The following is a 22359-nucleotide window of genomic DNA, read 5'->3' on the forward strand; positions in this document are numbered from 1 at the left end:
TTATGACATTAGGAAATCGATTAGCACAAATTAAAGATTCTGTATTTACAGGCCTGGGTATCGGATTACTGATACCTTGTGTCTTACTTGCTATAGTCTGGTACCTGATGCATAGGTTTGCTTTTTTGGCAAAGGCCGATTTATTATTGATTGGATGTATTGCTGTAAATGCAGGATTAATGCATTACTTTTTTAAATTAAATAAGGACAATATTGGCAGGGGCATTATCAGTGCTACTTTTCTCTGGGCCTTTGCATTCTTTTTTTATAAAATAACCCAATAATGAGGTATTATATTGTAGCAGGAGAGGCTTCAGGAGATTTGCACGGTGCTAATTTAATGAAAGCACTAAAAGTTGAAGATGCAAACGCTGAATTTAGGTTTTATGGTGGCGATAAGATGCTGGCCGAAGGCGGAGTACTGGATAAACACTACGCTGAAATGGCTTTTATGGGATTCACTGAAGTGCTTTTAAATCTGCGCACTATTTTTAAAAACCTAAAAGCATGCAAAGCTGCTATACTAGCTTATAAACCAGATGTATTGATTCTTATTGATTTTCCGGGTTTTAACTTAAAGATTGCGGAGTTTGCCAAAGCCAATGGCATTAAGGTTTGCTATTATATCTCACCAAAGGTTTGGGCATGGAACCAAAAACGTGTGCTTAAAATAAAACGGATAGTAGATAAGCTGTTCTGTATTTTGCCTTTCGAAGTAGATTTTTACAAGAGCTGGGGCATGGAGGTCGATTATGTGGGTAACCCATTGCTGGATGAAATTGCGCAGTTTACCCCGGATCCGGAGTTCCGTAAAAAATATCAGCTTGAAAAGGATGTTGTTGCACTATTGCCGGGTAGCCGTAAACAAGAGATAGAGCGATTGCTGCCGGATATGCTAAGTGTTACCCAAAGCTTTCCTGATTGTCATTTTGTGGTTGCTGCGGCGCCAAGTTTTGATGAAGCTTATTACCGACAATTTATTAAGACGGATAATGTGACATTGGTTTTCGCTCAAACTTATAATTTGCTTCATGTAGCTAAAGCGGCAATTGTCGCTTCGGGCACGGCTACACTAGAAACGGCTTTGTTTCATGTACCACAGGTAGTAGTTTATCGAGGCGGTGCAATATCTGTAGCGATCGCAAGAGCATTAGTCAAAATCAGATTTATATCGCTTGTTAATTTAATTATGGATAGGGCTGTAGTTAAGGAATTGATCCAAAATGATTGCAATACAGCAAGCATTACCCGTGTGCTTAAAGGTATTCTAAACGGAGCCGAAAGAGCGCAGATGCTTAGTGATTACAAAGAGCTCTCGGCAAAAATGGGTACCGCAGGAGCATCAGGACGTACTGCTAAACTCATTCTCAACTATTTGGCAACGCTCTCCAACAAGAAGTAGACGACACTGTTCGTCTTTTTCTGGGATATTTACATCATTTAGGTCCTTGCGGTATTGTCGTCTGATATCGATTCTACTTTTAGCTTCAATAAACCGTCGTACCTGCTCCCGGTTTTCCAATATCAGACCCGGTACTTGTACTGGTAGGTTATTGTCATCTTTAGCTACCATGGTAAAGTAACAGGTGTTGGTATGCTTAACAGCATTGGTTTTAACGTTTTCAGAAATTACGCGGATACCCACTACCACCGATGTGTTTCCTACATAGTTTATAGAGGCCATTAAGGATACCAATTCCCCGACTTCAACAGGAGCTAAAAAATTAACGGTGTCAATAGAGGCGGTTACGCAGTAATTGCCGGCGTGCTTGGCTGCACATACATAAGCAACCTTATCCATCAATGAAAGTAAAGTGCCTCCATGTATCTTTCCTCCAAAATTGGCATAAGCGGGGATCATCAATTCTGTGAGTACGGTTTCCGAAAACCGCACTGGTTTATAATTTTCCATTTATTCTTGCTGGTTAATTGTTATTAGTGTTTATTTAATCTTGCCTCTTCAAGGTCAAGATTCTCTTCCATATCTCTCAGGACTTCGTGGTCATATTTTTTTGAGGCTTTCATTTTCTTAAGCCCTTTTCTTCTTAAAGCAATCAATTCCAGCATAATTTTTCGGTATAGTTTTCTTACTGATGTAACCTCTTCTTTTTGAGCTTGTTCGAGCAAGGTGCGCTCGGTAGCATTTATACTTCTTTCGAGCTGTTCCTTAATTCTGGAAATGGTTTCAAATTGACTCATTTCTGAGCTGTATTTATCGTTCAGGAAACTTACACAGTCCTTAGCTAGTTGTAAACGGATCGATTCTATTTGTTCATCTTCAGGGATATGTTCGTCAATTTCTTCAACTTTTAAAATTCTAAGGAAAATAGGGAGTGTTAGCCCTTGAAATACAAGGGTTACCAATATGACCACAAAGGTGATAAATAAGATCATATTGCGATGCGGAAAAGCTTCGCCGGTATTTAAGGTAAGGGGAATTGCTAATGCGGATGCCAAAGAAACTACACCTCTCATGCCGGCCCAACCTATGATGAATGGAAGCTTAAGGCCCGGGCTTGTTTCTTTTTTTCTGATCCGGGGACTCAAAAACCTTGGAATAAAGGCGGAAGCGTAGACCAAAATAATCCGGGCGATGATTACAATTAAGCTGATGATTAGGCCATATTTAATCGCTTCCTCCATAGAATAACCTTCCAGTCCATTTACAATTACAGGTAGTTCTAATCCAATTAGGATAAATACAAAGCCGTTTAAAAGAAACCCTACTGTTGCCCAAACTTCTTTTCCTTGAAGACGTGTATGATAGTTGAGAAAATCGCCAGATCGGAATGATAAAAATAATCCACCACTTACCACAGCAAGTACACCCGACCAATGGAACTGCTCAGCCACTATATACATCAGGTAAGGGGCAATTAGCGTAATAGGGGTGGTAATGCTTGATGATTTTGCCCAGTACCTCAATATAAAATAAAGCACGTGGGCAATGGCTAAACCTACTATTATGCCCATTATAGCTAAAATAAAGAAATCGGTAGCTGCTTTTTGGAGCACAAATTGTCCGGTTAATATAGAAGCTAAAGCAAATCTGAATACGGTTAAAGACGCTGCGTCATTTACAAGACTTTCACCTTCCAGGATGGTTAGTCCTCTTTTTGGCATACTCAGACCTTTTAAAACCGAGGTCGCGGCAACGGCATCTGGTGGAGAGATGATACCGCCTAACAAAAAGCCAAATGCTAATGTAAAACCGGGTATAATGCTGACTGAGAAATAGGCTATGGCTAGAGAGGTGATTAAAACTAAAGCAAATCCAAGAGAAAAAATAGATCTTCTCCATTTCCAAAACTCATTCCATGAAGTATACCATGCTGCTTCAAATAACAATGGAGGTAAGAAAATAAGGAATACAATATCTGGATTGATGTTTATCGGAGGGATGCCAGGGATGAAGCTAATTCCAAGACCACCAATGACAAGAAAGATCGGATAAGAGATTTTCCAGCGCTGACTCAGCAAGAAAAGAAGGGCCATGGCAAAAAACAATGCAAGAATTAAAAGAAGGTTCGCATGTATCATGCTTTAAAAATAAGGAATTGAAATTCTTTTTAAGCTTTTTTTAAGAGATGCTTAAGTGGAGAGGATGCTAATCTATACCAGAAGCCTATTCCGTTGGCACAGAGTTTTTAATTAAATTATTTGCTGGCATAGGGGTAAACATTAAACTCGGTGTCATAAGGGGAAACCAACCATAATGAATATGAAATTTTTCCCCATTATCTTTGTTGCTTTTCTGATGCAAAGTTTGCATGTTATGGCTCAGCATAAAGATTCAACAAGTTTAAATCGTAGAATACTAACTGAGACCATCAAAGGTACTGTGTTAGATAAGAGCAGTAGGTTGCCATTAGCTGGTGTTACCATTAGGTTAACCTCAAATCCATCCGTTAAAGTATCTAGTACAGATCAGAATGGTGTGTTCCGTTTAATTGATGTGCCTTTAGGTCGCCAGGTGTTACAGGCAAGTATAACCGGCTACCAACAAGTAGTTCTTGCCGAACTATTGATTACCAGTGGTAAAGAAAATGTATTGAATCTTGAGATGGAGCCACAAACCAATAACCTGAACGAAGTTGTAGTAAATGCAAATTCCGGTAAGAAACCGTTAAACCAAATGGCAATGGTTAGTGGGCGTTCTTTTTCTCCAGAGGAAACGAACCGATATGCTGGAGCTTTTTTTGATCCTGCAAGGATGGCTCAAAGCTTTCCCGGCGTTGTTGCAGGTGGCGATGACAATGAAATTATTGTAAGGGGGAATTCTCCAAAAAGTTTGCAATGGCGATTAGAAGGGATAGAAATTGTAAACCCCAATCATTTTGGTAGCGAGGGGGCATCTGGAGGCGGAGTAAGCATGATTAATACCACTGTTTTAAGTACCTCTGATTTTTATACAGGTGGTTTAGCCGCAGAATACGGTAATGCGATTTCCGGTGTTTTTGACTTAAAGTTCAGAAAGGGGAATACAGACAAGAGAGAATACGCCTTTAATATTGGCGTGTTAGGTGCCGGAGCTACACTCGAGGGACCATTTAAAAAAGGAGGTAGTGCCTCATACCTGGTTAGCTATCGCTATTCTTCCTTAAGTTTGCTGGAAAAGGTAGGGGTTGAAGTTTCGGACTCAGGTACGCCAAAATATCAGGATTTGTCTTTCAACTTCGTATTCCCAACAAAAAAAGCAGGTACTTTCTCTTTGTTTGGGATTGGAGGTTTGGGTAAGATTGATAAAGTGGCAGATCATGATTATACAAAATGGGAAGAGCGATCTGATGGTTCAAACCTAAGTTTGGGTTTTAATGCCGGAAGTGCAGGGTTAAAGCACCTTTACATTGCCAATAGCAAACTCTATTTTAATAACATTGTTTCTGTTTCTGCCAGTCGCAGTTCTAATACTACCGATACGCTCAGTAAAAGTTATCAACCAAGTCTCGATTATAAAGATCGATATACCAATACGGCGATTCGCTATGCTGGAAGTTTAAATTATAAGCTCAATGCTTCAAATACGATAAGGGCAGGGGTAAATGCAAGTCTTCTAAAGTATGACTTGTATGCATTAAATCATGATAGGCAACTTAATACATTAAAAGAACTGATCAATCAACAAGGTAATACCAGCAGTTACGATGGTTTTGTGCAACATAAAGCGGAGTTAAATAGTAAGTTAACTTTAAACACGGGAGTACATGTTAATTACTTTAACCTAAGCAAAACCTGGAGCTTTGAACCTAGATTAGGTTTAAAGTACCAACTTTCTCCGGATCAGCTGTTATCCTTCGGGACAGGCTTGTACAGCAGACTTGAGCCGCTTTCCTATTATTTTGCTAAAAGTGGGGTTTCTTCAGGAACGGTCCAATCTGTTAAACCACTTACCCCAACAAAGTCTGCGCAGGCTGTATTGGGCTACGAAAAGCTATTTGGTGGAAATCTGAAATTTAAAACAGAAGTGTACTATCAGCATCTTTATGATGTCCCGGTATCTTTAGATCCAACGGTAAACTTTTCACTACTCAATGTTTCAGATAATTCTGCAATTAGTTCTTCAGCTTACCGCCAGCTGGTTAATAAGGGGACAGGTAAAAACTATGGCATAGAGTTTTCACTTGAAAAATCCTTGAGTAAGGGTTATTATTTCATTGCAACAACTTCATTATTCGACTCTAAATTTAAAGCTTTGAGTGGTAGAGAATTTAATACGACCTTTAATACTCGATATGTAGGTAACCTTTTGGCAGGAAAGGAATGGATAGCAGGCAAAAAAAAGAACAACATTTTCGGCCTGAATGCAAAATTGATTTATGCTGGTGGCAGAAAGTATTCTCCAATTTTGGTTGAAGAGTCATTTAGGTTGGATGAAGAAGTTATAGATCAGGACAAGATCAACACTTTAACTGCGGACCCTTATGTGAGAGTTGACTTTTCTGCAAGCTATCGCATCAATAGTAAAAGAGTAAGTCATTTGATTATTATTGATATTCAAAATCTTTTGAACCGAGAAAATACAGTAGGTATGTTCTATAATTCGAGTAAAAGGATTATAGAACCACAAAAATGGAGTGGAATTATTCCGACAATTAATTACAGGATAGAGTTTTAGGCGTATTTATAAATATACTTTTAGAGAGGGCGCTGTTTTTTCGTGTAAAAAGCGTACATTTGCGACAGTTTGGTTAAGTAGGTGTTTAAGCTTCAAATCATTGGACACTTACTGATTAATTTCGATACATTACATATTGAGGCCATACTACACCCAGGAGTGCTATTAGTGCTTCTGGGTGTTCTTTTTTAAGGCCTTTTTCTGCCTCAAACTTTATCATCTTTAATCTTTTTTGTTTAAAACTAATCCTCACATAGTCCACACATCAGACACAGTTCCTTCACAAAAAGGTACCTGCTTGTGGGTTTGGTGTGAAGGAAGTGTGAACCAGGTGTGAAGAACCCTTAATCCTGTGAAGGATTGTCTTATTTGCCTTAAACGTAGTTGTATTAATGCCTGGTAAATATTTTCAACGGATCTTTTGCAGAACTGATTTTATATCAATTTCAGCTATTATAAATTGTTTCGCTAAATTTGTTAGTATTATGATTCTAGATGAAGAGCAAGTAAAGTCATTTAACCGGTTTGCAACTGCGTTTGTTACCGCTAATCAATATATGAGTAAGGCGATTCGCTATCCTAATAAATTGATAGTAATTAATGAAAGCAATAAACTCAGCTTTGATTTCAATGATTTTACAGAAGAATACCAGCGGAAATTCATTCTTAACAATTTTGAACTTTACTGCACATCTTTATTTATTGCGTTTAAACCAAGGCTTGTAACCTTTTTGAAAAACGAGGGTATAACTTCCTATAACTTTGATTGTGTGTTCTTATTAGGGGATAAGCGGTTCAATAAGACTGAAAAAGTAAAAGTGTAGTTGCTGGTACTTAGCTTTTATGTGGAGGAGCTTTAGAAGTGGGGGGAGAAGGATTCGAACCTTCGAAGTCTTGCGACAACAGAGTTACAGTCTGTCCCATTTGGCCACTCTGGTATCCCCCCATTTTTTTTATCTGGTTTTAAATAATAAAGCTTCAGATTGCTCTGAAGCTTTATTGGTGGAGAATATCGGATTCGAACCGATCACCTCTTCACTGCCAGCGAAGCGCTCTAGCCAAATGAGCTAATCCCCCTTAAAACTGCCGATAATTACTGCCGGCGTGGGGCAAAAGTAATTAAATTTAGAAACCCTACAAATTAAATATTGAAATAAGTGCCTTTGGAATCTGTAATAAAATCATATGGCCACGTTGTCAGATGATTACCGTTTTGATTTATTCCTTGCGAGATTTTAATTCAGAAAGGATATCTCTTAGGATTTGTTTTTTTTAGCTGTGTTGCGGAAGGTATTTAGAAATAAGAAAGTGGAATAGTTGCCGTTTGTGTAAACGTGATAAAAAAAAGTTCTAAACTAGTCGTATTTTTGGGCCTCTATGCTCACTATATAGGTTAATGAGTAGGTTTAACTATTTTCAATACGATTCAAATTGTACTCAAAAGATCAAGTATCACAATTAAAACAAGAATTCTGGACCGCATTTGGACAGTATATTGCACCCCAACTATCTGCCGAAGGGCTAAGAATCAACTGGATTAATTACAAAACGGGAATAAAGCATCTGTTCTTTAAAATGCAAGCTGATAAACGTCAGGCTACAATAGCTATAGAAATCACGCACGCGGATGCAGGAATGCAGGAGTTGGTATTCGAACAATTTAAAGAATTTAAAAAGTTACTAGAAGCCCAATTGGAAGAAGAGTGGGACTGGGAGCTCGGTGCTGTTGATGAGTATGGTAAAAAGATTTCTCGAATTTATAAAGTCTTGCCAGATGTCAGCATCTTTAAAAAAGAAGATTGGCCAGCATTGATCTCCTTTTTTAAACCAAGGATGATAGCGTTGGACGAATTTTGGAGTGATGCACAACATAGTTTCGATGTGTTTAAATAAAAAAATCGGGTATATTGTGCCGTAATAAATTTTAGTATTATGAGACAATACACCGTAATTTTTTCATTCCTTTTGTTGTTGGGGGTTTCTTTCTCCGCTCAATCTCAAGTAAAACCTGTTTTTACCGGAGCAAAAGCTACATTGAAACATTATAAAGCATTATATGTGCTAAATAATGGTGATGAAAAAAAGATTAATGGCACCCTTCGCAATATTAAAAATGCTTTGGAAGATCCAAGACTTAAAGGGAAATTAGAATTAGAATTTGTTGTTTTTGGAGATGGGGTAGCAGTTTTCGATAAAAATAGCCCCTATCAGGAAAAACTAAAAGACCTAAAGGCAAAAGGAGTGCTGCTTGCACAGTGTGAAAATACCCTTAAGGAACGAAATATTGATAAAAATACCCTGTACGATTTTATAAACTTTGTGCCTAGCGGTAATGGAGAGATCATCATCAGACAACAACAAGGTTGGGCGGTTATTCATCCTTAATTTTATATCTAAAAACTTTAAACCTCTTATATGAAGAAAGTATTTCTGTTGTTTTTTGCTCTTTTAATTTCAAGTGCATCATTTTCACAAGGTATTTTAAACCTTATCGGCAAATCGCAAAATTTGTTTACGCTGTTTTCTGAAGATAAATTTACTGAAGCTTATACTAATTTTGATCCGACCTTTCAGGCTAAAGTAAGTCAGGATAATTTAAAGTCGCTATGGGGTAAAATAGGTGAACGATTCGGTAAACTCGATGCGGTATCGGTAGTGAACAGTAAGACTGAGGGTGAATTTTATACTGTTATCGTGGAAGGTAAGTTTGCCAACGACACTCAGGATTTTATGATTGCCTACAATAAAAGCGAGAAGATAGTTGGCTTTTTCCTTCAGCCGAAGTCAAACGTTGCAGCTTACGTGGCTCCTGCTTATGCCGATACAACTTTATATAAAGAGAAAGAGATCTATGTTAAGGCGGCAGATCATAATCTTGTTGGATTACTAACCGTTCCTAAGAATGCTACTAATTATCCAGTAGTAGTTTTGGTACATGGTTCGGGGCCAAGTGATATGGACGAAACTATTGGTCCAAATAAGCCATTTAAAGATTTGGCAGCAGGTTTAGCAGCCAAGGGTATCGCTAGCATTCGCTATGTGAAAAGAACAATGGTTTACCCAAATGATTTTAGCGGTGCCTTTACGGTTAAGGAAGAAGTTTTAGATGACGCCTTGGCTGCGGTTGCCTTGGCGAAAACCCTTCCGGAAGTAGATAAAAAGCAAATATATTTATTAGGGCATAGTTTAGGTGGTATGCTGGCTCCACGGTTGGCAACATTAGCGCCTGATTTAAATGGAATTTTGTTACTGGCGGCACCTGCAAGATCATTGACTGACATGATGGTTGAACAGAATAAGTATGGATTTGCGCTTTCTAAGGATACTACTCAGGCAGGTAAATTACAGCTCGATAGTGTGATTAAGCTGCTTGATAAAACCAGAATTACTCAATTAGGCACTATGAAGCCTGACTCTAATGTTTTGGTGCTACCCGCTGCTTATTTGGTTGATATCAATAATTACAATCAGGTTGAGGTTGCAAAGAAATTGAAGCAACGCATTTTTATAGCTCAGGGAGGTCATGATTTCCAGGTGTCGACAACTGATTATGATTTGTGGAATGCAGCCCTAGGTAAAAAGAAAAGTGTAACGTTAAAACTATACCCTAGTCTTAATCACTTGATGAGTTGGCAGACAGAAAAGGGATCCATGGGGCAATATAGTGTTCCTTCAAGTGTTGCTGAAGAGCTGATTACCGATATCGTCAACTGGATTAAAACTAAGTAATAATATAGTATTAAATCATTCGATTGTTTAATAGTTTAGCTTTATTTTATTTATGGCAAAATTGTTGCATGTATTAAATTGAATTTAAACGTAAAGCAAAGTTAGTTATGATTAAAAGGGTGCACGTACTTGAAGATGATGAAGATATCAGATATATTATTGGAGTTTTACTGAAGGATGAAGGGTATGAACTTCAGCTTTCATCATCGTTTAGTGAACTAAAAAGTAAACTGAAAGATTCTGTTCCTGATTTGTTTATTTTAGATGTAATGATTCCTGATGGTAATGGGACAGATATCTGCGCAGACCTAAAAAACGATATGTTTACAAGGCAGATTCCAATTATAGTAATGTCTGCAGATGACAAAAATAAAGATAAAAGTATAGATGCAGGGGCCGACGATTACATCAGCAAGCCTTTTGATATAGATTATATTGTTAACCGAATTAACAAATTGTTAGTAAAGTAAACTAGTTACAATTTTAAAGGGCTGTTAAGCGATGATTACCTTAACGCCCTTATCTTCTATCATCTTTAGGGTTTGAGCCGAGACCTTATTGTCTGTGATTAGATATTGTACCTGGTCGAATCCACAAATTTTACCCAAACCTCTGCGATCAAACTTTGTGCTGTCGGCCATAATTACCAATGTTTGAGCTGTATCGATCATTTTTTGATTTAACGTCGCTTCTGCAATGTTGGTAATGGAAAATCCAAAGTCCAGGTCGATACCATCTACCCCTAGAAAAAGAACACCACAAGAGATCTCTGATAGAATTTTTTCTGCATATGAACCTGCCACAGAGGAAGAATTGGGTCTGATCAGACCGCCAAGTTGGAGTACTTCAACATTCGGGCGGTTACTTAGCTCAAGGGCAACTTTTAATGCGGGCGTAATTACCGTTAAATTTTTATTTGGATATAAACAACGCGCCAGTTCAAATACCGTAGTACCCGATCCAATGCTTATTGAGTCGTTCTGACCAATTAGCGTTAACGCTGCCTGTGCTATCTTTTGTTTCTCGTCCGAATTGATAAATTCTTTCTCATTGATGGTACGCTCAGTTGCATAAGGATTGTGTAATGAACCACCGCCTCTGGTACGAAAAAGAAGGTTTTTGTCTTCGAGAAGTTTCAAATCCTTTCTTATTGTTACGCCGGAAACTTTCATTAATGCAATAAGTTCAATAATATTTACTTTTCCGTTTTTCTTCAGCTGTTGAATTATAAATTCGTGACGTTCGGTGATGTTTTTCATTTAATTGTGGCTTTAACGCTATTTAAAGATTGTTAATATTACGAATTATTTATAATACAAGCTATATATTTTTTAAATATGCGAATTGAAATCATTTACAATTCTTTAATGCTAAGCTCATGTTAACGGCATATTAAAGCTTTAATATTGCTTTCTAAATATTTATTATTCTTTTATTTTGTTTTATTATGTTTAATTTCCTTTATTTGATAAAGAAAATTAAGCAAAAAAGAGTAGCTGGGAGGAGGAATGCAGGCGAGATATTAAATCAACTAAAACCAAATATTTAATGAAACAAGAACTAAACTTAGACAATTCCCTGTTAAACAGGGTCGGTATCCCAAAGCAACTCGCCTGGGGTTATTTAGGGATCATGATTTTTATGATGGGGGATGGTGTAGAGCAAGGTTGGCTCAGTCCTTACCTCATTGGTCGCGGGATGACTATGCAAGAGTCTGCCAATATGTTTATCGTTTACGGAGTAACCATTGCAATCTCTTCTTGGTTTTCGGGTGTTTTAGCGGAAAGTTTTGGACCAAAAAAGACAATGCTGATGGGCTTGATTCTCTATGTTTTAGGGACGGTTGGTTTTGTAGGTTATGGTTTGCCAGATCTTAACTATGGTGTAATGTTAAGTACATATGCCATAAGAGGCTTTGGCTATCCTTTGTTTGCTTATTCATTCCTGGTTTGGATAACTTATCGCAGTCCCGGAAAAAAACTAGGTGCTGCAGTAGGCTGGTTCTGGTTCGTTTTTACAGGAGGTTTAAATGTATTTGGTGCTTATTATTCAAGTTGGGCAATAGAACATTTAGGATATTTAGATACGCTATGGAGCTCTATCTTCTGGGTTTTACTTGGTGCTTTCTTTGTGTTAATTTTAGTTAGAGATAAGTTTAAAAGCCCTTCGGCTAAGGATAAGAGTTCTAAATCCGAAGAGCTAATCAAAGGAATTAGCATTATGAAAGAAGAGCCTAAAGTTTTATTAGGTGGAATTGTACGTGTGATCAACACTACAGCTCAGTTTGCATTTCCTGTGTTTTTACCTACTTATATGGCTGCTCATGGATTCAATACTACAGAGTGGTTGCAAATATGGGGAACAATTTTTATCGCAAATATTGCTTTCAACCTCATTTTTGGATTTGTTGGTGACCGCTTTGGATGGAGAAATACAGTGATGTGGTTTGGTGGTGTTGGTTGTGCATTAACTACTTTGCTATTCTATTATTCACCAGTGATTTTTGATGGTAGCTTCTGGCTGGTTATGTTTAGCGGTATTTTATGGGGTGCCTTACTAGCAGGTTACGTGCCATTGTCGGCCCTTGTTCCATCATTGGTTAAAAAAGATAAAGGGGCAGCTATGGCTGTATTAAACCTGGGCGCGGGACTAGCCGTGTTTGTTGGCCCGGCAATCGTAGGGATTTTTATTGGGAGCCTGGGCAATGAAGGCGTAGTATGGATTTTAGCTGGATTGTATGTCTTAAGTGCAATCTTAACCAGGTTTATTACGCTGCCAGATAATGCTAAAACTTCTCATTCTGTGGAAACAGAAGTTGAAAGGGCGAGGGTAATTCCAACAACCTGATTTTAAACATAATTCGTAAGAACACAAGTAGCAATTTATAACGATAATATAAGAATATGAGGATACTGATTACGGCCCCTTATAATGAGCAGGGACAACAGATTTTGGCAGAAAAGCTAGGTGAAGTGATTTACCGTCCCTGGAAAGATATTGGCCGTGCATTTAATGAGGATGAATTAATTGCCTTGCTTAAAGAGACAAAGGCAAATGCATTGATTACCGAGCACGATCATGTTACCGAAAAAGTGATCGAGGCTAATTCACACCTTCAATTTATAGGGGTGTGTAGAGGTACACCTTCAAACGTTTCATTGGTTACTGCTGATAATTATGGGATTCCGGTATTCCATACTCCCGCCAGAAATGCACAGGCAGTTGCCGAGCTGTTTTTAGCTACTGTAATTGATTTGATGAGGAATACTTATGCAGGTGCAAAATGGCTTAAAGGTAAAAATTGGACAGAAGATGCCCATACTTCTTACCTTCAGTTTAAAGGAAATGAAATGGCTGGAAAAACTATTGGGATGGTAGGTTTTGGGGCTGTGGGACAACGTATAGCGAAAATGGTGGAGAGTTTCCCATGTGCCATTAAATTTTATGACCCATATCTTGAAGTATTCGATGCTCAGTACACAAAAACAACTATAGAAGATGTATTTGAGAGCTGCGATATTGTCTCAATTCATTTGCCTGTAAATTCTTCTACCATAGGGATGATTGATAAAGGCTTAATCTCGAGAATGAGGCCTGATGCCATATTTGTGAATACAGCCCGCGCAAGCGTGGTAAAACGTGATGATCTCTTAGATGCTTTGGAAAACAACCGCATCAGAGGGGCGGTGTTAGATGTTTTTGATCATGAGCCGCCTGATGAAAAAGATTATAGAATCATTAATTTACCAAATGTATTGGCTACACCGCATATTGCAGGAGCTACACATGAGGTGGAAGATCATCATGTTGCCATTATGAATGGCAAGATCATGAATTGGTATGCTAAGGAAAAAGTAAATTAGGTACAGATTAATATCAGATATGACAAATCAGGAAGGGTATATTGTAATAGATATTGGAACAGGTAATGTACGCGTGGCCGTGGCCACAACAACGGGCGAAATCCTGGGTATTGAACGTGAAAACCTACAAAACCATAAGGATAAACATTATCCGGAGGCTTTATATTTTGATCCCAATGAATTATGGGAACAAATTTTAAGACTGGCTACCAAAGCTTTGAGCAGTGCTTCAGGGATTAAAATATTGGCATTAACTGCTACGAGTCAACGCGAAGGTATAGTACTGATTGGAAAACAGGGGGAATCTTTAATTGGTTTACCGAATATAGACCACCGTGGAAGAGAATGGGAAAGCATGATTGCGGATAAAAGTGCAGTTTATCAACTTACAGGTCGTTATCCGACTTCGTTATTCTCGGCTCTTAAAATTGTAGGCGTTGAAAAAAGAAGACCAGAGATATGGAATGAGTTTTCTACTTTTTTAAGTATCAGCGATTGGGTGGAGTATAAGTTGAGTGGGGTGATACATTATGAGCACTCGCAGGCTTCGGAAACCTTATTGTATGATGTGGCCAAACACCAATGGTCGCAGGAGTTGTGTGATGTGTTTAAGATAGATTCATCTGTACTTCCCAAACTAACTTTGTCGGGCACTGTATTAGGTACTGTTTTGCCTAACGAAGCTGCATCATTAAATATTAGTCACGAGGCCAAAGTAATCGTTGGTGGTGCTGATACTCAGTTGGCTATCATCAGTACACAGCCTTCAGAAAATGATGTAGTTATTGTTTCTGGGACAACTACACCAATTATACAGATAACAGCTGAGTATATTACTGACGATCAGGAACGGACCTGGACCAGCAGGCATACTGACGAGCATAGTTTCATCCTTGAAGCCAATGCTGGTGTTACAGGTTTGAATTATCAGCGGCTTAAGGATATTTTTTATCCTGTTGAAGGTTATGATGTGATTGAAAGAGAGTTGAAAGAAGTTAACCATTTTCAATGTATTGCTTCTTTGGGCTCATTAGTGGCCGACGAGAAAACTCCGCTTACACGTGGCGGTTTTATCTTTGATGCTCCAGTTTCACATTTATTAACCAGAGGCAGTTTTGTCTGGGCTACTCTATGGGATATTGCTTGTAGTATCTCAGAAAATTACAAAAGTCTTTGTGGTGTAACCACACATGAGCAGGATTATATCTGGGCTTGTGGCGGTGGGGTTCAAAGTGCTACATTGAGACAGTTTATTGCAAACCTGATTCAAAAGCGGGTGATTATACGTAATAGTTATCGTCAATCTTCTGTTATTGGAGGTGTGTATATCTGTAATAAAGCTTTAGGTAAAACGGAAATCGAACCTTTTGTTTTGGAAGAGACTGGCCCTCAGCAAAATGAAGAACATAAGGAGCTTTATAAGCAATGGAAACGTGCGAGAACTTCATTTATAGAGATATTTAGTTAATATGGCGCCGTATTTTTTAGGAATAGATATAGGAACGCAAGGCGCTAGAGTGGTGTTGCTGGATGTGAATGGCGAGGTGGTGGCCAGCTCTGGAAAGGTGTTTCCTCTGAGCGAAGCGTCAAGAGAAGAGCAGTCGCCCGACCTTTGGTGGGATGCTTGCAGGATTTCTTTAAAAGAACTAATTGGGCAACTAGGGACTGATTTTAATCTCAATGAGATAAATGCGGTTGCGGTAACTTCCACCTCAGGCACTGTGATTCCTTTAGATGCGCAAAATAAGCCACTTCATAATGCCATCATGTATAGTGATAAGCGGTCTGGAAAGCAGGCTGAATTATGTACGGCTACGGCTGTAAAGTATCACGATAAAGGGTTTACGGCTTTTAATACCTCTAGTGCGCTCGCTAAAATAGTTTGGTTTGGCGATACTTATCCCGAAAAAGCAGTAAGAATTGATAAATGGGTGCATGCTGCGGATTACATTACTGGAATGCTGAGCAACGAGTGGGGTGTTACTGATTATACCAATGCTTTTAAAACTGGGTATGATGTAATTGATTACGAATGGCCAGCATATTTATATACCCATCTTCCTTTAAAAAAGGAATGGTTACCAGCAGTCTTTCCTTCGGGAACAGTGATTGGGAATTTAAGTGAGGATATAGCCATTGATTTGGGTTTACCAGTAAGTATTAAAGTAACGGTAGGGATAACAGATGGTTGTGCTTCGCAAATTGCGTCAGGTGCCGTAAAGCCGGGGGAATGGAATACCACTATTGGTACAACTATGGTAATTAAGGGGGTGACTACAAAACAGATTGTGGATGAAGAGGGGCGTATTTACAGTCATCGACATCCTGCTGGTTATTGGATGCCGGGAGGAGCAAGTAACACCGGGGCCGACTGGGTGACTAATGAGTTTGGTGATCAGCTCGAAGCCTTAAGTAAAGCTGCTGAAAAATTGATACCTACGGATTTGATTTCGTATCCATTGCGTCAACATGGTGAGCGGTTTCCTATGGTTGCTCCTGATGCTGTTGGTTTTGAACCAGAAGGTTTATCAATGGCAGAACGGTTTACGGCAAATATGGAAGGGGTGGCTTATCTTGAACGCTATGCATTTGAGTTGATTCAAGGATTTACTAATGAAAAAGTAAATGCTGTGTTTACGGCCGGCGGGGGTAGTAATAGTGACGTTTGGCTTAAAATACGTAGTAATGTATTAAACTTGCCAATTTATAAAATGAAAGAAGTTTCGGGCGCTGTAGGTGCCGCTATATTGGCTGCTTCGAACACTTATTTTAGTTCGCTTGCAGAAGCCGTAACTGCTTTAACTAATATTGATAAGGAAGTTTATCCGGAGCCAGCGCTGGTTGCTATTTATCATAAAAATTATCATCGTTTTTTAGCTTTGCTACTTAAAAGAGGATATATAAAAGAAGGAGAAATACATGCTTAATGTTTATTTATTACGACACGGAGAAACGCAATACAATGCTGATGGAAACCGCTATTGCGGTAGAACAGATATCGCGCTTACGGAAAAAGGTGTCGGACAAGCCAACTCGGTGAATAGCCAGCTTAAAGGAATGTCTTTCGATGCTGTTTATGCATCTCCATTGAAAAGAGCTTTGTTTACTGCTGAAATTGCTTCAGGAATTAAAGCAGTAAAGACGGATAGCCGTTTGATAGAAGTGGATTTTGGAGATTGGGAAGGCAAGACTAAAGAAGAATTTATCGCTGAAAACGCTAGTTTATGGAGCACTTGGATGGAGGACCCTGCAATCGCTAAAGCTGGTGGGACAGGTGAAAGTGCCTCGGACGTGGTAGCACGTGTTGATGACTTTTACCAGGAAATGATGCTGAAACATCCTTCAGGAAATATATTGGTAGTTGGCCATAACGGGATTAATCGCTTGTACCTAGCCTTTAAACTAGGTATGCCTTTAAAAAATTATCGCCGCATTGTACAGGAAAACTCCGCTATTACTCTGTTTAGTTTGGATGAAAACGGAGAACTTAATTTGAAGTTTTTGAATAGTAAAATTTAATACCTTATAAAACACAAATGATCATGAAAATTTTAAAAAATAAGGGTCTTGCATTGATGCTGACTGTATGCATTATAGGTGGAAGCTATGTGGCTTCCGCTCAAAAACTTCATACATTAAATATTAAAAACACCAAGCAATTGAAGGAGTTTTTTAGGTACAAAGGCAAGAATACTCCTGTTATTAGTGGGCATAGAGGGGGAATGATTAAAGGTTTTCCAGAAAATAGTATTGAGACTTTTGAGAATACCTTACGTTTTACCCCTGCTTTTTACGAAATAGATCCACGTTTGACAAAGGATGGCGTAGCGGTGTTGATGCACGATGCGACATTGGAGAGAACTACCAATGGTACTGGGAAAGTTTCTGATTATACTTATGAGGAACTCCAAAAATTTAGATTGAAAGATCCTGAAGGTCATGTGACGAATGCCAAAATTCCGACGTTGAAAGAGGTGATTCTTTGGAGTAAAGGTAAAACGATGGTGAACCTGGATAAAAAAGATCTGCCCTTAGAGATGACAGCAAAGATTTTGACGGAATGTAAAAATGACATCATCATGCTTACGGTACATAACGCAGAGCAGGCTAAGTTTTACCATGATTATAATTCTAAATGGATGCTTTCTGCTTTTGTGAAAACTAAAAAGGCATTTAAGGAATATGAGGCTGCAGGGATTCCATGGTCGAATATGATTGCGTATATCGGCCCGGAAAATAAACCGGAGAATAAGGAATTATTTGATATGCTACATGCTAAGGGGGTAATGTGTATGATTTCGGCTGCGCCAACTTATGATAAGTTGCCAGATGCTGCCGAGCGTGCAAAAAAATACAGAGAAACTTTTGAGCAGGGTGCAGATATATTAGAATCTGATTTGCCAATAGAGGTCGCTGCTGCTATAAACCAATGATCGTACAGGAAAAGCAGAAATAATGTTTTTTACTTTTGTGGAAAATGAACAATGATAACATCTTATTGTTATAACACAAATAAAATGAAAAGAAACATGATCAAAAGTATAGCAGCAAAATTGGTTTTTACCCTTGTTTTAATAATCGGTATTAACATGGTCAGCAAGGCTGATGTAATTAGGTTAGTCGTTAAAGAAGATCTGGCCAGTTGTACCGGTGTCGCTCCTATGACCTGTATGCAGGTTAAATATAAGACTAGTAAGAATTGGGAGTTGTTTTACAGCCAGATTTCTGGATTTAAATATCAGCCCGGTTATCGTTACGTACTTCTGGTAAATCGTACCAAAAGAACAAATGTTCCAGCAGATGCTTCGGCTTATGAGTATAAGTTGAAAAAAGTGGTGAAAAAAGTGAAAATGAAACAGAATACAACTACGGCATGGGATTTTGTGTTGAAACACAAGTGGAAGCTGATTCAGATGAATGGCGTAACGCAAACAGCTTCTCCGGTATATATGACGTTTGATGCAGCTAATAAACGTGTTGGTGGTAAATCAGGTTGTAATAGTTTCTTTGGAGGTTTTAAGAAAAGTGATGATCAGCTAACCTTTAATCAAATGGCTGGAACTATGATGGCTTGTAGTCCGGAATTGAACAAGCTGGAACATGAGTTTTTAACATTAATAGGAGATAAAACCTTTAGATATGATGTAGCCGACCAAACGCTTAATCTTTATCTAGGTAATAAACTGGTGCTGATGTTTGGAATGGCACCTTTGAAATAAATTTATCGCAGATCTTAAGTAGGTCTGATTATAAAAACGGCTGAATAGATAGGTTTTTTAACCTGTCCATTCAGCCGTTTTTATTTTTATTTTGGAAGCTAAATCTATATCTCTTATTTTTGGTAAATATTTACGTAAGTGTTTACCTATATGGCGCAGAATATTATTAACGAATTGGGTGCTTTGGCTATTGGTTCTAGAATGAGACGGCTTTATGATGTCTTATCCAAAGATGCAGGAAGGATTTATCAAGATCATGAATTGCAATTTGAGATCAAATATTTCTCACTTTTCTATATTATTAGTAAAAGAAAGCAGATTGGGATAATGGATATTGCCGAGGAGCTGAGCCTTACACATCCGGCGATTATTCATTTAGCCAAAGAGTTGGAAAAGAAGGGATACATTGAGTCTGTAAGTGCTCCGGGGGATAGTCGGAAAAGGATGTTGCAGCTTTCTGCCAAAGGGAAAAAAAGTCTTCCAGAATTTAAAAGGGTATGGGAGAAAATCAACGCTTTAAATGAACAGCTTTTTGTTCAGCAGCACCAATTGTTGCAGACACTTGAAGCGATAGAAAAGACACTTGAAGAAACATCTTATTATAAAAGATTTCAAAATGAAACAGCTCGATAATCCTGTTTGGAGTGCCTTAGCAAGCACGCATAGGCACTTTGCATTGGGCACAGATACCGCTAAAAGATATCCTTCAGACTTTTTACCATTTGTTGCTTTTGATCCCAATGCGATTAAGCCATTGGAAACTTTAAAAGATCTCGGACCCAATGAAGATGTTTGTATTATTGGAGATCTTCCTGAAATTCCGTCTTCATGGACTGTGCTGAAAAAACTGGAATGCGACCAGATGGTCTGTCCTGATTTGATCGCTGTGAAAGCTGATGATACCATCGAGCTTTTAAAGCTGGGACAAGAGGATGAACCGGAGATGTTTGAACTGATCAACAGTATTCAGCCAGGTTTTTATAAGGATCATACGGCAGACCTTGGAAGCTATTTCGGGATCAGAGTGAAGGGAAAGCTGGTGGCTATGGCTGGAGAAAGAATTAAAATGACGGGTTTGAGCGAGGTGAGTGCAGTTTGTACCCACCCCGATCATACAGGTAAAGGCTTTGCAGCCCAATTGGTTTCTGTGGTATGTAAAAACATGATTGCACAAGGCAATATTCCTTTTTTACATGTACTAAGTAGTAATTCAAGAGCAGTTCAGCTTTACGAACGTTTGGGCTTTGTAAAGAGAAGAAGTATTCTGTTTTGCCTGCTTAAAATAAATGGCGTTAAATAACATACGCTGCTATTCCATTTTGTAAAGTCATCCGATGTAATTAACTTCAAATTCTATAATATTAATTGAAGGAAGAACTTGGAAGATGAAATAAAGGGTCTTGTGCCTCACGTGTTAAGTTTCATTGTCAGTGAGTTTTGTAAATACGGCTTCTTAATTGCCTATGAGAAGGATTTGTCGGATTTAAAAGGTCTGATTGAACCAGATTCAATTGCGGCGGAAGATTTTGAATTGTTGGAAGCTGTAGATGATAAGGTGGTGCAATTATTACTCCAATCTATAGATAAGGTAGTGGAATGCTCTAAAACTTTTTTCATGATCAATAATCTCGATGAGTTTGAGGTGATGGAAAATGAGGAGTATAATCAGTTGGCTTCTGATAATTATTATATCTATATCATGGATTGGGAGTTTAAAAACTATAAGGATTTATTACTCAATTTGAATGCGGTTTATTTTACAATAGCCCGGTTGTTGCACCATTGTGCTGCTCAGTTAAAACTTAAAGAAATAGAATTGCCAGATGAATTTTATGATAAGGACGAATTTTTGGAGCAGTATTCTGATATACTGGATCATAAACTAAGTGATGATGACAAGAACGTCAACTTGTTGTATGACCTTATTGTGAGTTTAAACCTCGATTTGTTGGAGATAGACCGATTATCGTAATAAGGCCTCAATTTAATTGATATTATTATCTTTGGTGATTATAAATAACAAAGATATATGTCAGATCAGAAAAAAGAAATATTCGACAGTGTAGCACAACGTTTAAAAATCGAAGGCTTTAATATTGTTAATCGTGATGAGACTCGTCCTTGGGGTGGTTTTTTTGTAATTGATGAAGAACAAGCACAGCAGTTTGCTAATGTATATTTTGATAAACTAAATGTTGATGATTTAAAAATATCAGGTAAACTAAGTCCTAAAATATTAATTGTTGCGCCGGATACTAGACTTTCATGGCAATATCATCATCGTCGTGCAGAAATCTGGAGAGTAGTAAACGGCACTGTTGGCGTCATTACAAGCGAGACTGATGAACAAGGTGAAGTAAAACAGTTAACGCCAGGACAAACGATCAAATTAAAACAAGGTGAACGTCACCGTTTAATTGGTTTGGATGATTGGGGGATTGTTTCTGAAATTTGGCAACATACTGATCCTGCAAATCCTTCAGACGAGAGTGATATTGTTCGGGTTCAGGATGATTTTGGACGTTAAGGCATCTCAACGTCATTTCTGTAAGCGCTTACATCTAAATACATACAATACCCGTTAATACCATATATGATTATTTTATCTTTTTTCCTTTTACACTGGTTCCTTTCCCTTTTTTCTCAGACTTTCTTTTTACATAGATACGCTTCGCATAAGATGTTTAAAATGAACCCTTTTTGGGAGAAGTTTTTTTATCTGATTACCTTTTTCTCACAAGGCTCGTCTTTTTTAAATCCGCGCGCTTATGCGATATTACACCGGATGCACCATGCATTTAGTGATACAGAGAAAGATCCACACTCTCCGCATTTCGTAAAAGATGTGTGGGGTATGATGATCCAAACCAAGAATATTTATTTGAATTACGCCAAGTATAATGTTGAGCCTGAAGAGCAGTTTAGAGATAATTACCCGTCATGGCCAATTATTGATAAAATTGGAGATTCCTGGATTACACGTTTCATTTTTATTGGTTTTTACGTGTGGTTCTATGTAACTTTTGCTACCGCATGGTGGATGTTTTTGTTATTGCCAATACACTTTTTAATGGGGCCCCTGCATGGTGCAATTGTAAACTGGTGTGGCCATAAATATGGTTATGCAAATCATGATAACAATGACCATAGCAAAAACTCCTTGCCGTTAGACTTTTTAATGTTAGGTGAGCTATTTCAGAATAACCACCATAAGAAACCGAATAGTCCAAATTTTGCTTCTCGATGGTTTGAATTTGATCCAACTTATCCATTAATGAAAGTGATGCATTGGATGCGGATTATCAAAATAAGAAAAATAAATTAAAGACTGGATTTATTAAAAAAAGAAGCTGTCTCAAAAGTGAGGCAGCTTCTTTTTTTTGATGTGAAATTTTTGTAATTTAAAGTCATGTCAGGAAAAGTAGTTTTTAAG

The 22359-nt window shown here is 38.1% G+C and carries 23 protein-coding genes and 2 tRNA genes; 20 read left to right on the top strand and 5 right to left on the bottom strand.

Going from position 1 to position 22359, the window contains the following annotated elements; all coding sequences use genetic code 11:
• Positions 1 to 2 precede the first annotated feature (2 nt).
• Both BLS35_RS26240 and lpxB read left to right on the top strand, forming a co-directional pair.
• A complete protein-coding gene (locus BLS35_RS26240; RefSeq protein WP_090787270.1) occupies positions 3 to 284 on the top strand; it encodes a stationary phase survival protein SurE in 282 nt (93 codons plus the stop codon).
• Positions 284 to 1402: a lipid-A-disaccharide synthase gene (lpxB, locus tag BLS35_RS26245; RefSeq protein ID WP_090787273.1), complete on the top strand. Its 1119-nt coding sequence runs from the start codon at positions 284 to 286 to the stop codon at positions 1400 to 1402. The genes BLS35_RS26240 and lpxB overlap by 1 nt, the downstream gene beginning before the upstream one ends.
• On the opposite strand, the gene BLS35_RS26250 is transcribed toward lpxB, so the two are convergent.
• Positions 1343 to 1912 (bottom strand): acyl-CoA thioesterase, encoded by a 570-nt coding sequence (locus BLS35_RS26250; RefSeq protein ID WP_090787276.1) that lies wholly within the window; start codon positions 1910 to 1912, stop codon positions 1343 to 1345. The two genes, lpxB and BLS35_RS26250, sit on opposite strands and share 60 nt — an antisense overlap.
• Positions 1913 to 1935: 23 nt before the next feature.
• Positions 1936 to 3540 carry a Na+/H+ antiporter gene (locus BLS35_RS26255; protein WP_090787279.1) on the bottom strand — a complete coding sequence of 535 codons (1605 nt, stop codon included), beginning with the start codon at positions 3538 to 3540 and terminating at the stop codon, positions 1936 to 1938.
• A 181-nt stretch (positions 3541 to 3721) separates the two neighbouring features.
• On the opposite strand from BLS35_RS26255, the gene BLS35_RS26260 reads away from it, so the two are divergent.
• Together BLS35_RS26260 and BLS35_RS26265 are read left to right on the top strand one after the other, a co-directional pair.
• Positions 3722 to 6115, top strand: a complete 2394-nt coding sequence (locus BLS35_RS26260; protein ID WP_254779149.1) for a TonB-dependent receptor — start codon at positions 3722 to 3724, stop codon at positions 6113 to 6115.
• A 485-nt stretch (positions 6116 to 6600) separates the two neighbouring features.
• Complete coding sequence (locus BLS35_RS26265) at positions 6601 to 6939, top strand: hypothetical protein (RefSeq protein WP_132226078.1); 339 nt, start codon at positions 6601 to 6603, stop codon at positions 6937 to 6939.
• A gap of 39 nt (positions 6940 to 6978) precedes the next feature.
• Here BLS35_RS26265 and BLS35_RS26270 read toward each other — a convergent pair.
• Positions 6979 to 7061, bottom strand: a tRNA-Tyr gene (locus BLS35_RS26270).
• 54 nt (positions 7062 to 7115) lie between these two features.
• Positions 7116 to 7192 (bottom strand) — tRNA-Ala (locus BLS35_RS26275).
• 354 nt (positions 7193 to 7546) lie between these two features.
• On the opposite strand from BLS35_RS26275, the gene BLS35_RS26280 reads away from it, so the two are divergent.
• The 4 genes from BLS35_RS26280 (at position 7547) to BLS35_RS26295 (ending at position 10314) form a co-directional block, all read left to right on the top strand.
• Positions 7547 to 8008, top strand: coding sequence for a DUF4268 domain-containing protein (locus tag BLS35_RS26280; RefSeq protein ID WP_090787288.1), 462 nt, complete (start codon positions 7547 to 7549; stop codon positions 8006 to 8008).
• A 39-nt stretch (positions 8009 to 8047) separates the two neighbouring features.
• The gene (locus BLS35_RS26285; protein WP_090787291.1) at positions 8048 to 8500 is read left to right on the top strand and encodes a DsrE family protein; all 453 of its coding nucleotides are present in this window, start codon (positions 8048 to 8050) and stop codon (positions 8498 to 8500) included.
• 30 nt (positions 8501 to 8530) lie between these two features.
• A complete protein-coding gene (locus BLS35_RS26290; protein WP_090787294.1) occupies positions 8531 to 9844 on the top strand; it encodes an alpha/beta fold hydrolase in 1314 nt (437 codons plus the stop codon).
• Positions 9845 to 9951: 107 nt separating this feature from the next.
• Positions 9952 to 10314: a response regulator transcription factor gene (locus BLS35_RS26295; RefSeq protein ID WP_090787298.1), complete on the top strand. Its 363-nt coding sequence runs from the start codon at positions 9952 to 9954 to the stop codon at positions 10312 to 10314.
• A gap of 24 nt (positions 10315 to 10338) precedes the next feature.
• Here the strand turns inward: BLS35_RS26295 and BLS35_RS26300 are convergent, their stop codons facing one another.
• Positions 10339 to 11103, bottom strand: a complete 765-nt coding sequence (locus BLS35_RS26300; RefSeq protein WP_090787302.1) for a DeoR/GlpR family DNA-binding transcription regulator — start codon at positions 11101 to 11103, stop codon at positions 10339 to 10341.
• A 289-nt stretch (positions 11104 to 11392) separates the two neighbouring features.
• Between BLS35_RS26300 and BLS35_RS26305 the strand changes: the two genes are divergently transcribed.
• From BLS35_RS26305 to BLS35_RS26360, 12 genes are all read left to right on the top strand, one after another.
• Positions 11393 to 12691: an MFS transporter gene (locus BLS35_RS26305; protein ID WP_090787304.1), complete on the top strand. Its 1299-nt coding sequence runs from the start codon at positions 11393 to 11395 to the stop codon at positions 12689 to 12691.
• Positions 12692 to 12747: 56 nt separating this feature from the next.
• Positions 12748 to 13707, top strand: a complete 960-nt coding sequence (locus BLS35_RS26310) for an NAD(P)-dependent oxidoreductase (RefSeq protein ID WP_090787308.1) — start codon at positions 12748 to 12750, stop codon at positions 13705 to 13707.
• Positions 13708 to 13726: 19 nt separating this feature from the next.
• Positions 13727 to 15175, top strand: a complete 1449-nt coding sequence (locus BLS35_RS26315; protein ID WP_090787311.1) for an FGGY-family carbohydrate kinase — start codon at positions 13727 to 13729, stop codon at positions 15173 to 15175.
• 1 nt (position 15176) lies between these two features.
• The gene (locus BLS35_RS26320; RefSeq protein ID WP_090787314.1) at positions 15177 to 16634 is read left to right on the top strand and encodes an FGGY-family carbohydrate kinase; all 1458 of its coding nucleotides are present in this window, start codon (positions 15177 to 15179) and stop codon (positions 16632 to 16634) included.
• The gene (locus BLS35_RS26325; protein WP_090787317.1) at positions 16627 to 17226 is read left to right on the top strand and encodes a histidine phosphatase family protein; all 600 of its coding nucleotides are present in this window, start codon (positions 16627 to 16629) and stop codon (positions 17224 to 17226) included. The genes BLS35_RS26320 and BLS35_RS26325 overlap by 8 nt, the downstream gene beginning before the upstream one ends.
• A gap of 23 nt (positions 17227 to 17249) precedes the next feature.
• On the top strand, positions 17250 to 18140 hold the full coding sequence (locus BLS35_RS26330; RefSeq protein ID WP_090787351.1) for a glycerophosphodiester phosphodiesterase family protein: 891 nt from the start codon (positions 17250 to 17252) through the stop codon (positions 18138 to 18140).
• Between the two features lie 84 nt (positions 18141 to 18224).
• Positions 18225 to 18926 (top strand): DUF4377 domain-containing protein, encoded by a 702-nt coding sequence (locus tag BLS35_RS26335; protein ID WP_165973433.1) that lies wholly within the window; start codon positions 18225 to 18227, stop codon positions 18924 to 18926.
• Between the two features lie 150 nt (positions 18927 to 19076).
• Positions 19077 to 19559 (top strand): MarR family winged helix-turn-helix transcriptional regulator, encoded by a 483-nt coding sequence (locus BLS35_RS26340; RefSeq protein WP_090787322.1) that lies wholly within the window; start codon positions 19077 to 19079, stop codon positions 19557 to 19559.
• On the top strand, positions 19543 to 20226 hold the full coding sequence (locus BLS35_RS26345) for a GNAT family N-acetyltransferase (protein WP_090787325.1): 684 nt from the start codon (positions 19543 to 19545) through the stop codon (positions 20224 to 20226). Before BLS35_RS26340 ends, BLS35_RS26345 begins: the two co-directional genes overlap by 17 nt.
• A gap of 78 nt (positions 20227 to 20304) precedes the next feature.
• Positions 20305 to 20898, top strand: a complete 594-nt coding sequence (locus BLS35_RS26350) for a hypothetical protein (protein WP_090787328.1) — start codon at positions 20305 to 20307, stop codon at positions 20896 to 20898.
• A 57-nt stretch (positions 20899 to 20955) separates the two neighbouring features.
• On the top strand, positions 20956 to 21453 hold the full coding sequence (locus BLS35_RS26355) for a cupin domain-containing protein (RefSeq protein ID WP_090787331.1): 498 nt from the start codon (positions 20956 to 20958) through the stop codon (positions 21451 to 21453).
• Between the two features lie 66 nt (positions 21454 to 21519).
• Positions 21520 to 22251 carry an acyl-CoA desaturase gene (locus tag BLS35_RS26360; protein ID WP_090787335.1) on the top strand — a complete coding sequence of 244 codons (732 nt, stop codon included), beginning with the start codon at positions 21520 to 21522 and terminating at the stop codon, positions 22249 to 22251.
• Positions 22252 to 22359: the final 108 nt, after the last annotated feature.

Source organism: Pedobacter sp. ok626 (assembly GCF_900100435.1).
GTDB lineage: Bacteria > Bacteroidota > Bacteroidia > Sphingobacteriales > Sphingobacteriaceae > Pedobacter.

What these genes read in the sequence shown, in the direction of transcription:
- BLS35_RS26240 (WP_090787270.1), top strand. Translation starts at nt 3, where the DNA reads ATGACATTAGGAAATCGATTAGCACAAATTAAAGATTCTGTATTTACA.
- lpxB (WP_090787273.1), top strand. Translation starts at nt 284, where the DNA reads ATGAGGTATTATATTGTAGCAGGAGAGGCTTCAGGAGATTTGCACGGT.
- BLS35_RS26250 (WP_090787276.1), bottom strand. Translation starts at nt 1,912, where the DNA reads ATGGAAAATTATAAACCAGTGCGGTTTTCGGAAACCGTACTCACAGAA.
- BLS35_RS26255 (WP_090787279.1), bottom strand. Translation starts at nt 3,540, where the DNA reads ATGATACATGCGAACCTTCTTTTAATTCTTGCATTGTTTTTTGCCATG.
- BLS35_RS26260 (WP_254779149.1), top strand. Translation starts at nt 3,722, where the DNA reads ATGAAATTTTTCCCCATTATCTTTGTTGCTTTTCTGATGCAAAGTTTG.
- BLS35_RS26265 (WP_132226078.1), top strand. Translation starts at nt 6,601, where the DNA reads ATGATTCTAGATGAAGAGCAAGTAAAGTCATTTAACCGGTTTGCAACT.
- BLS35_RS26285 (WP_090787291.1), top strand. Translation starts at nt 8,048, where the DNA reads ATGAGACAATACACCGTAATTTTTTCATTCCTTTTGTTGTTGGGGGTT.
- BLS35_RS26290 (WP_090787294.1), top strand. Translation starts at nt 8,531, where the DNA reads ATGAAGAAAGTATTTCTGTTGTTTTTTGCTCTTTTAATTTCAAGTGCA.
- BLS35_RS26295 (WP_090787298.1), top strand. Translation starts at nt 9,952, where the DNA reads ATGATTAAAAGGGTGCACGTACTTGAAGATGATGAAGATATCAGATAT.
- BLS35_RS26300 (WP_090787302.1), bottom strand. Translation starts at nt 11,103, where the DNA reads ATGAAAAACATCACCGAACGTCACGAATTTATAATTCAACAGCTGAAG.
- BLS35_RS26305 (WP_090787304.1), top strand. Translation starts at nt 11,393, where the DNA reads ATGAAACAAGAACTAAACTTAGACAATTCCCTGTTAAACAGGGTCGGT.
- BLS35_RS26310 (WP_090787308.1), top strand. Translation starts at nt 12,748, where the DNA reads ATGAGGATACTGATTACGGCCCCTTATAATGAGCAGGGACAACAGATT.
- BLS35_RS26315 (WP_090787311.1), top strand. Translation starts at nt 13,727, where the DNA reads ATGACAAATCAGGAAGGGTATATTGTAATAGATATTGGAACAGGTAAT.
- BLS35_RS26320 (WP_090787314.1), top strand. Translation starts at nt 15,177, where the DNA reads ATGGCGCCGTATTTTTTAGGAATAGATATAGGAACGCAAGGCGCTAGA.
- BLS35_RS26325 (WP_090787317.1), top strand. Translation starts at nt 16,627, where the DNA reads ATGCTTAATGTTTATTTATTACGACACGGAGAAACGCAATACAATGCT.
- BLS35_RS26330 (WP_090787351.1), top strand. Translation starts at nt 17,250, where the DNA reads ATGAAAATTTTAAAAAATAAGGGTCTTGCATTGATGCTGACTGTATGC.
- BLS35_RS26335 (WP_165973433.1), top strand. Translation starts at nt 18,225, where the DNA reads ATGAAAAGAAACATGATCAAAAGTATAGCAGCAAAATTGGTTTTTACC.
- BLS35_RS26340 (WP_090787322.1), top strand. Translation starts at nt 19,077, where the DNA reads ATGGCGCAGAATATTATTAACGAATTGGGTGCTTTGGCTATTGGTTCT.
- BLS35_RS26345 (WP_090787325.1), top strand. Translation starts at nt 19,543, where the DNA reads ATGAAACAGCTCGATAATCCTGTTTGGAGTGCCTTAGCAAGCACGCAT.
- BLS35_RS26355 (WP_090787331.1), top strand. Translation starts at nt 20,956, where the DNA reads ATGTCAGATCAGAAAAAAGAAATATTCGACAGTGTAGCACAACGTTTA.
- BLS35_RS26360 (WP_090787335.1), top strand. Translation starts at nt 21,520, where the DNA reads ATGATTATTTTATCTTTTTTCCTTTTACACTGGTTCCTTTCCCTTTTT.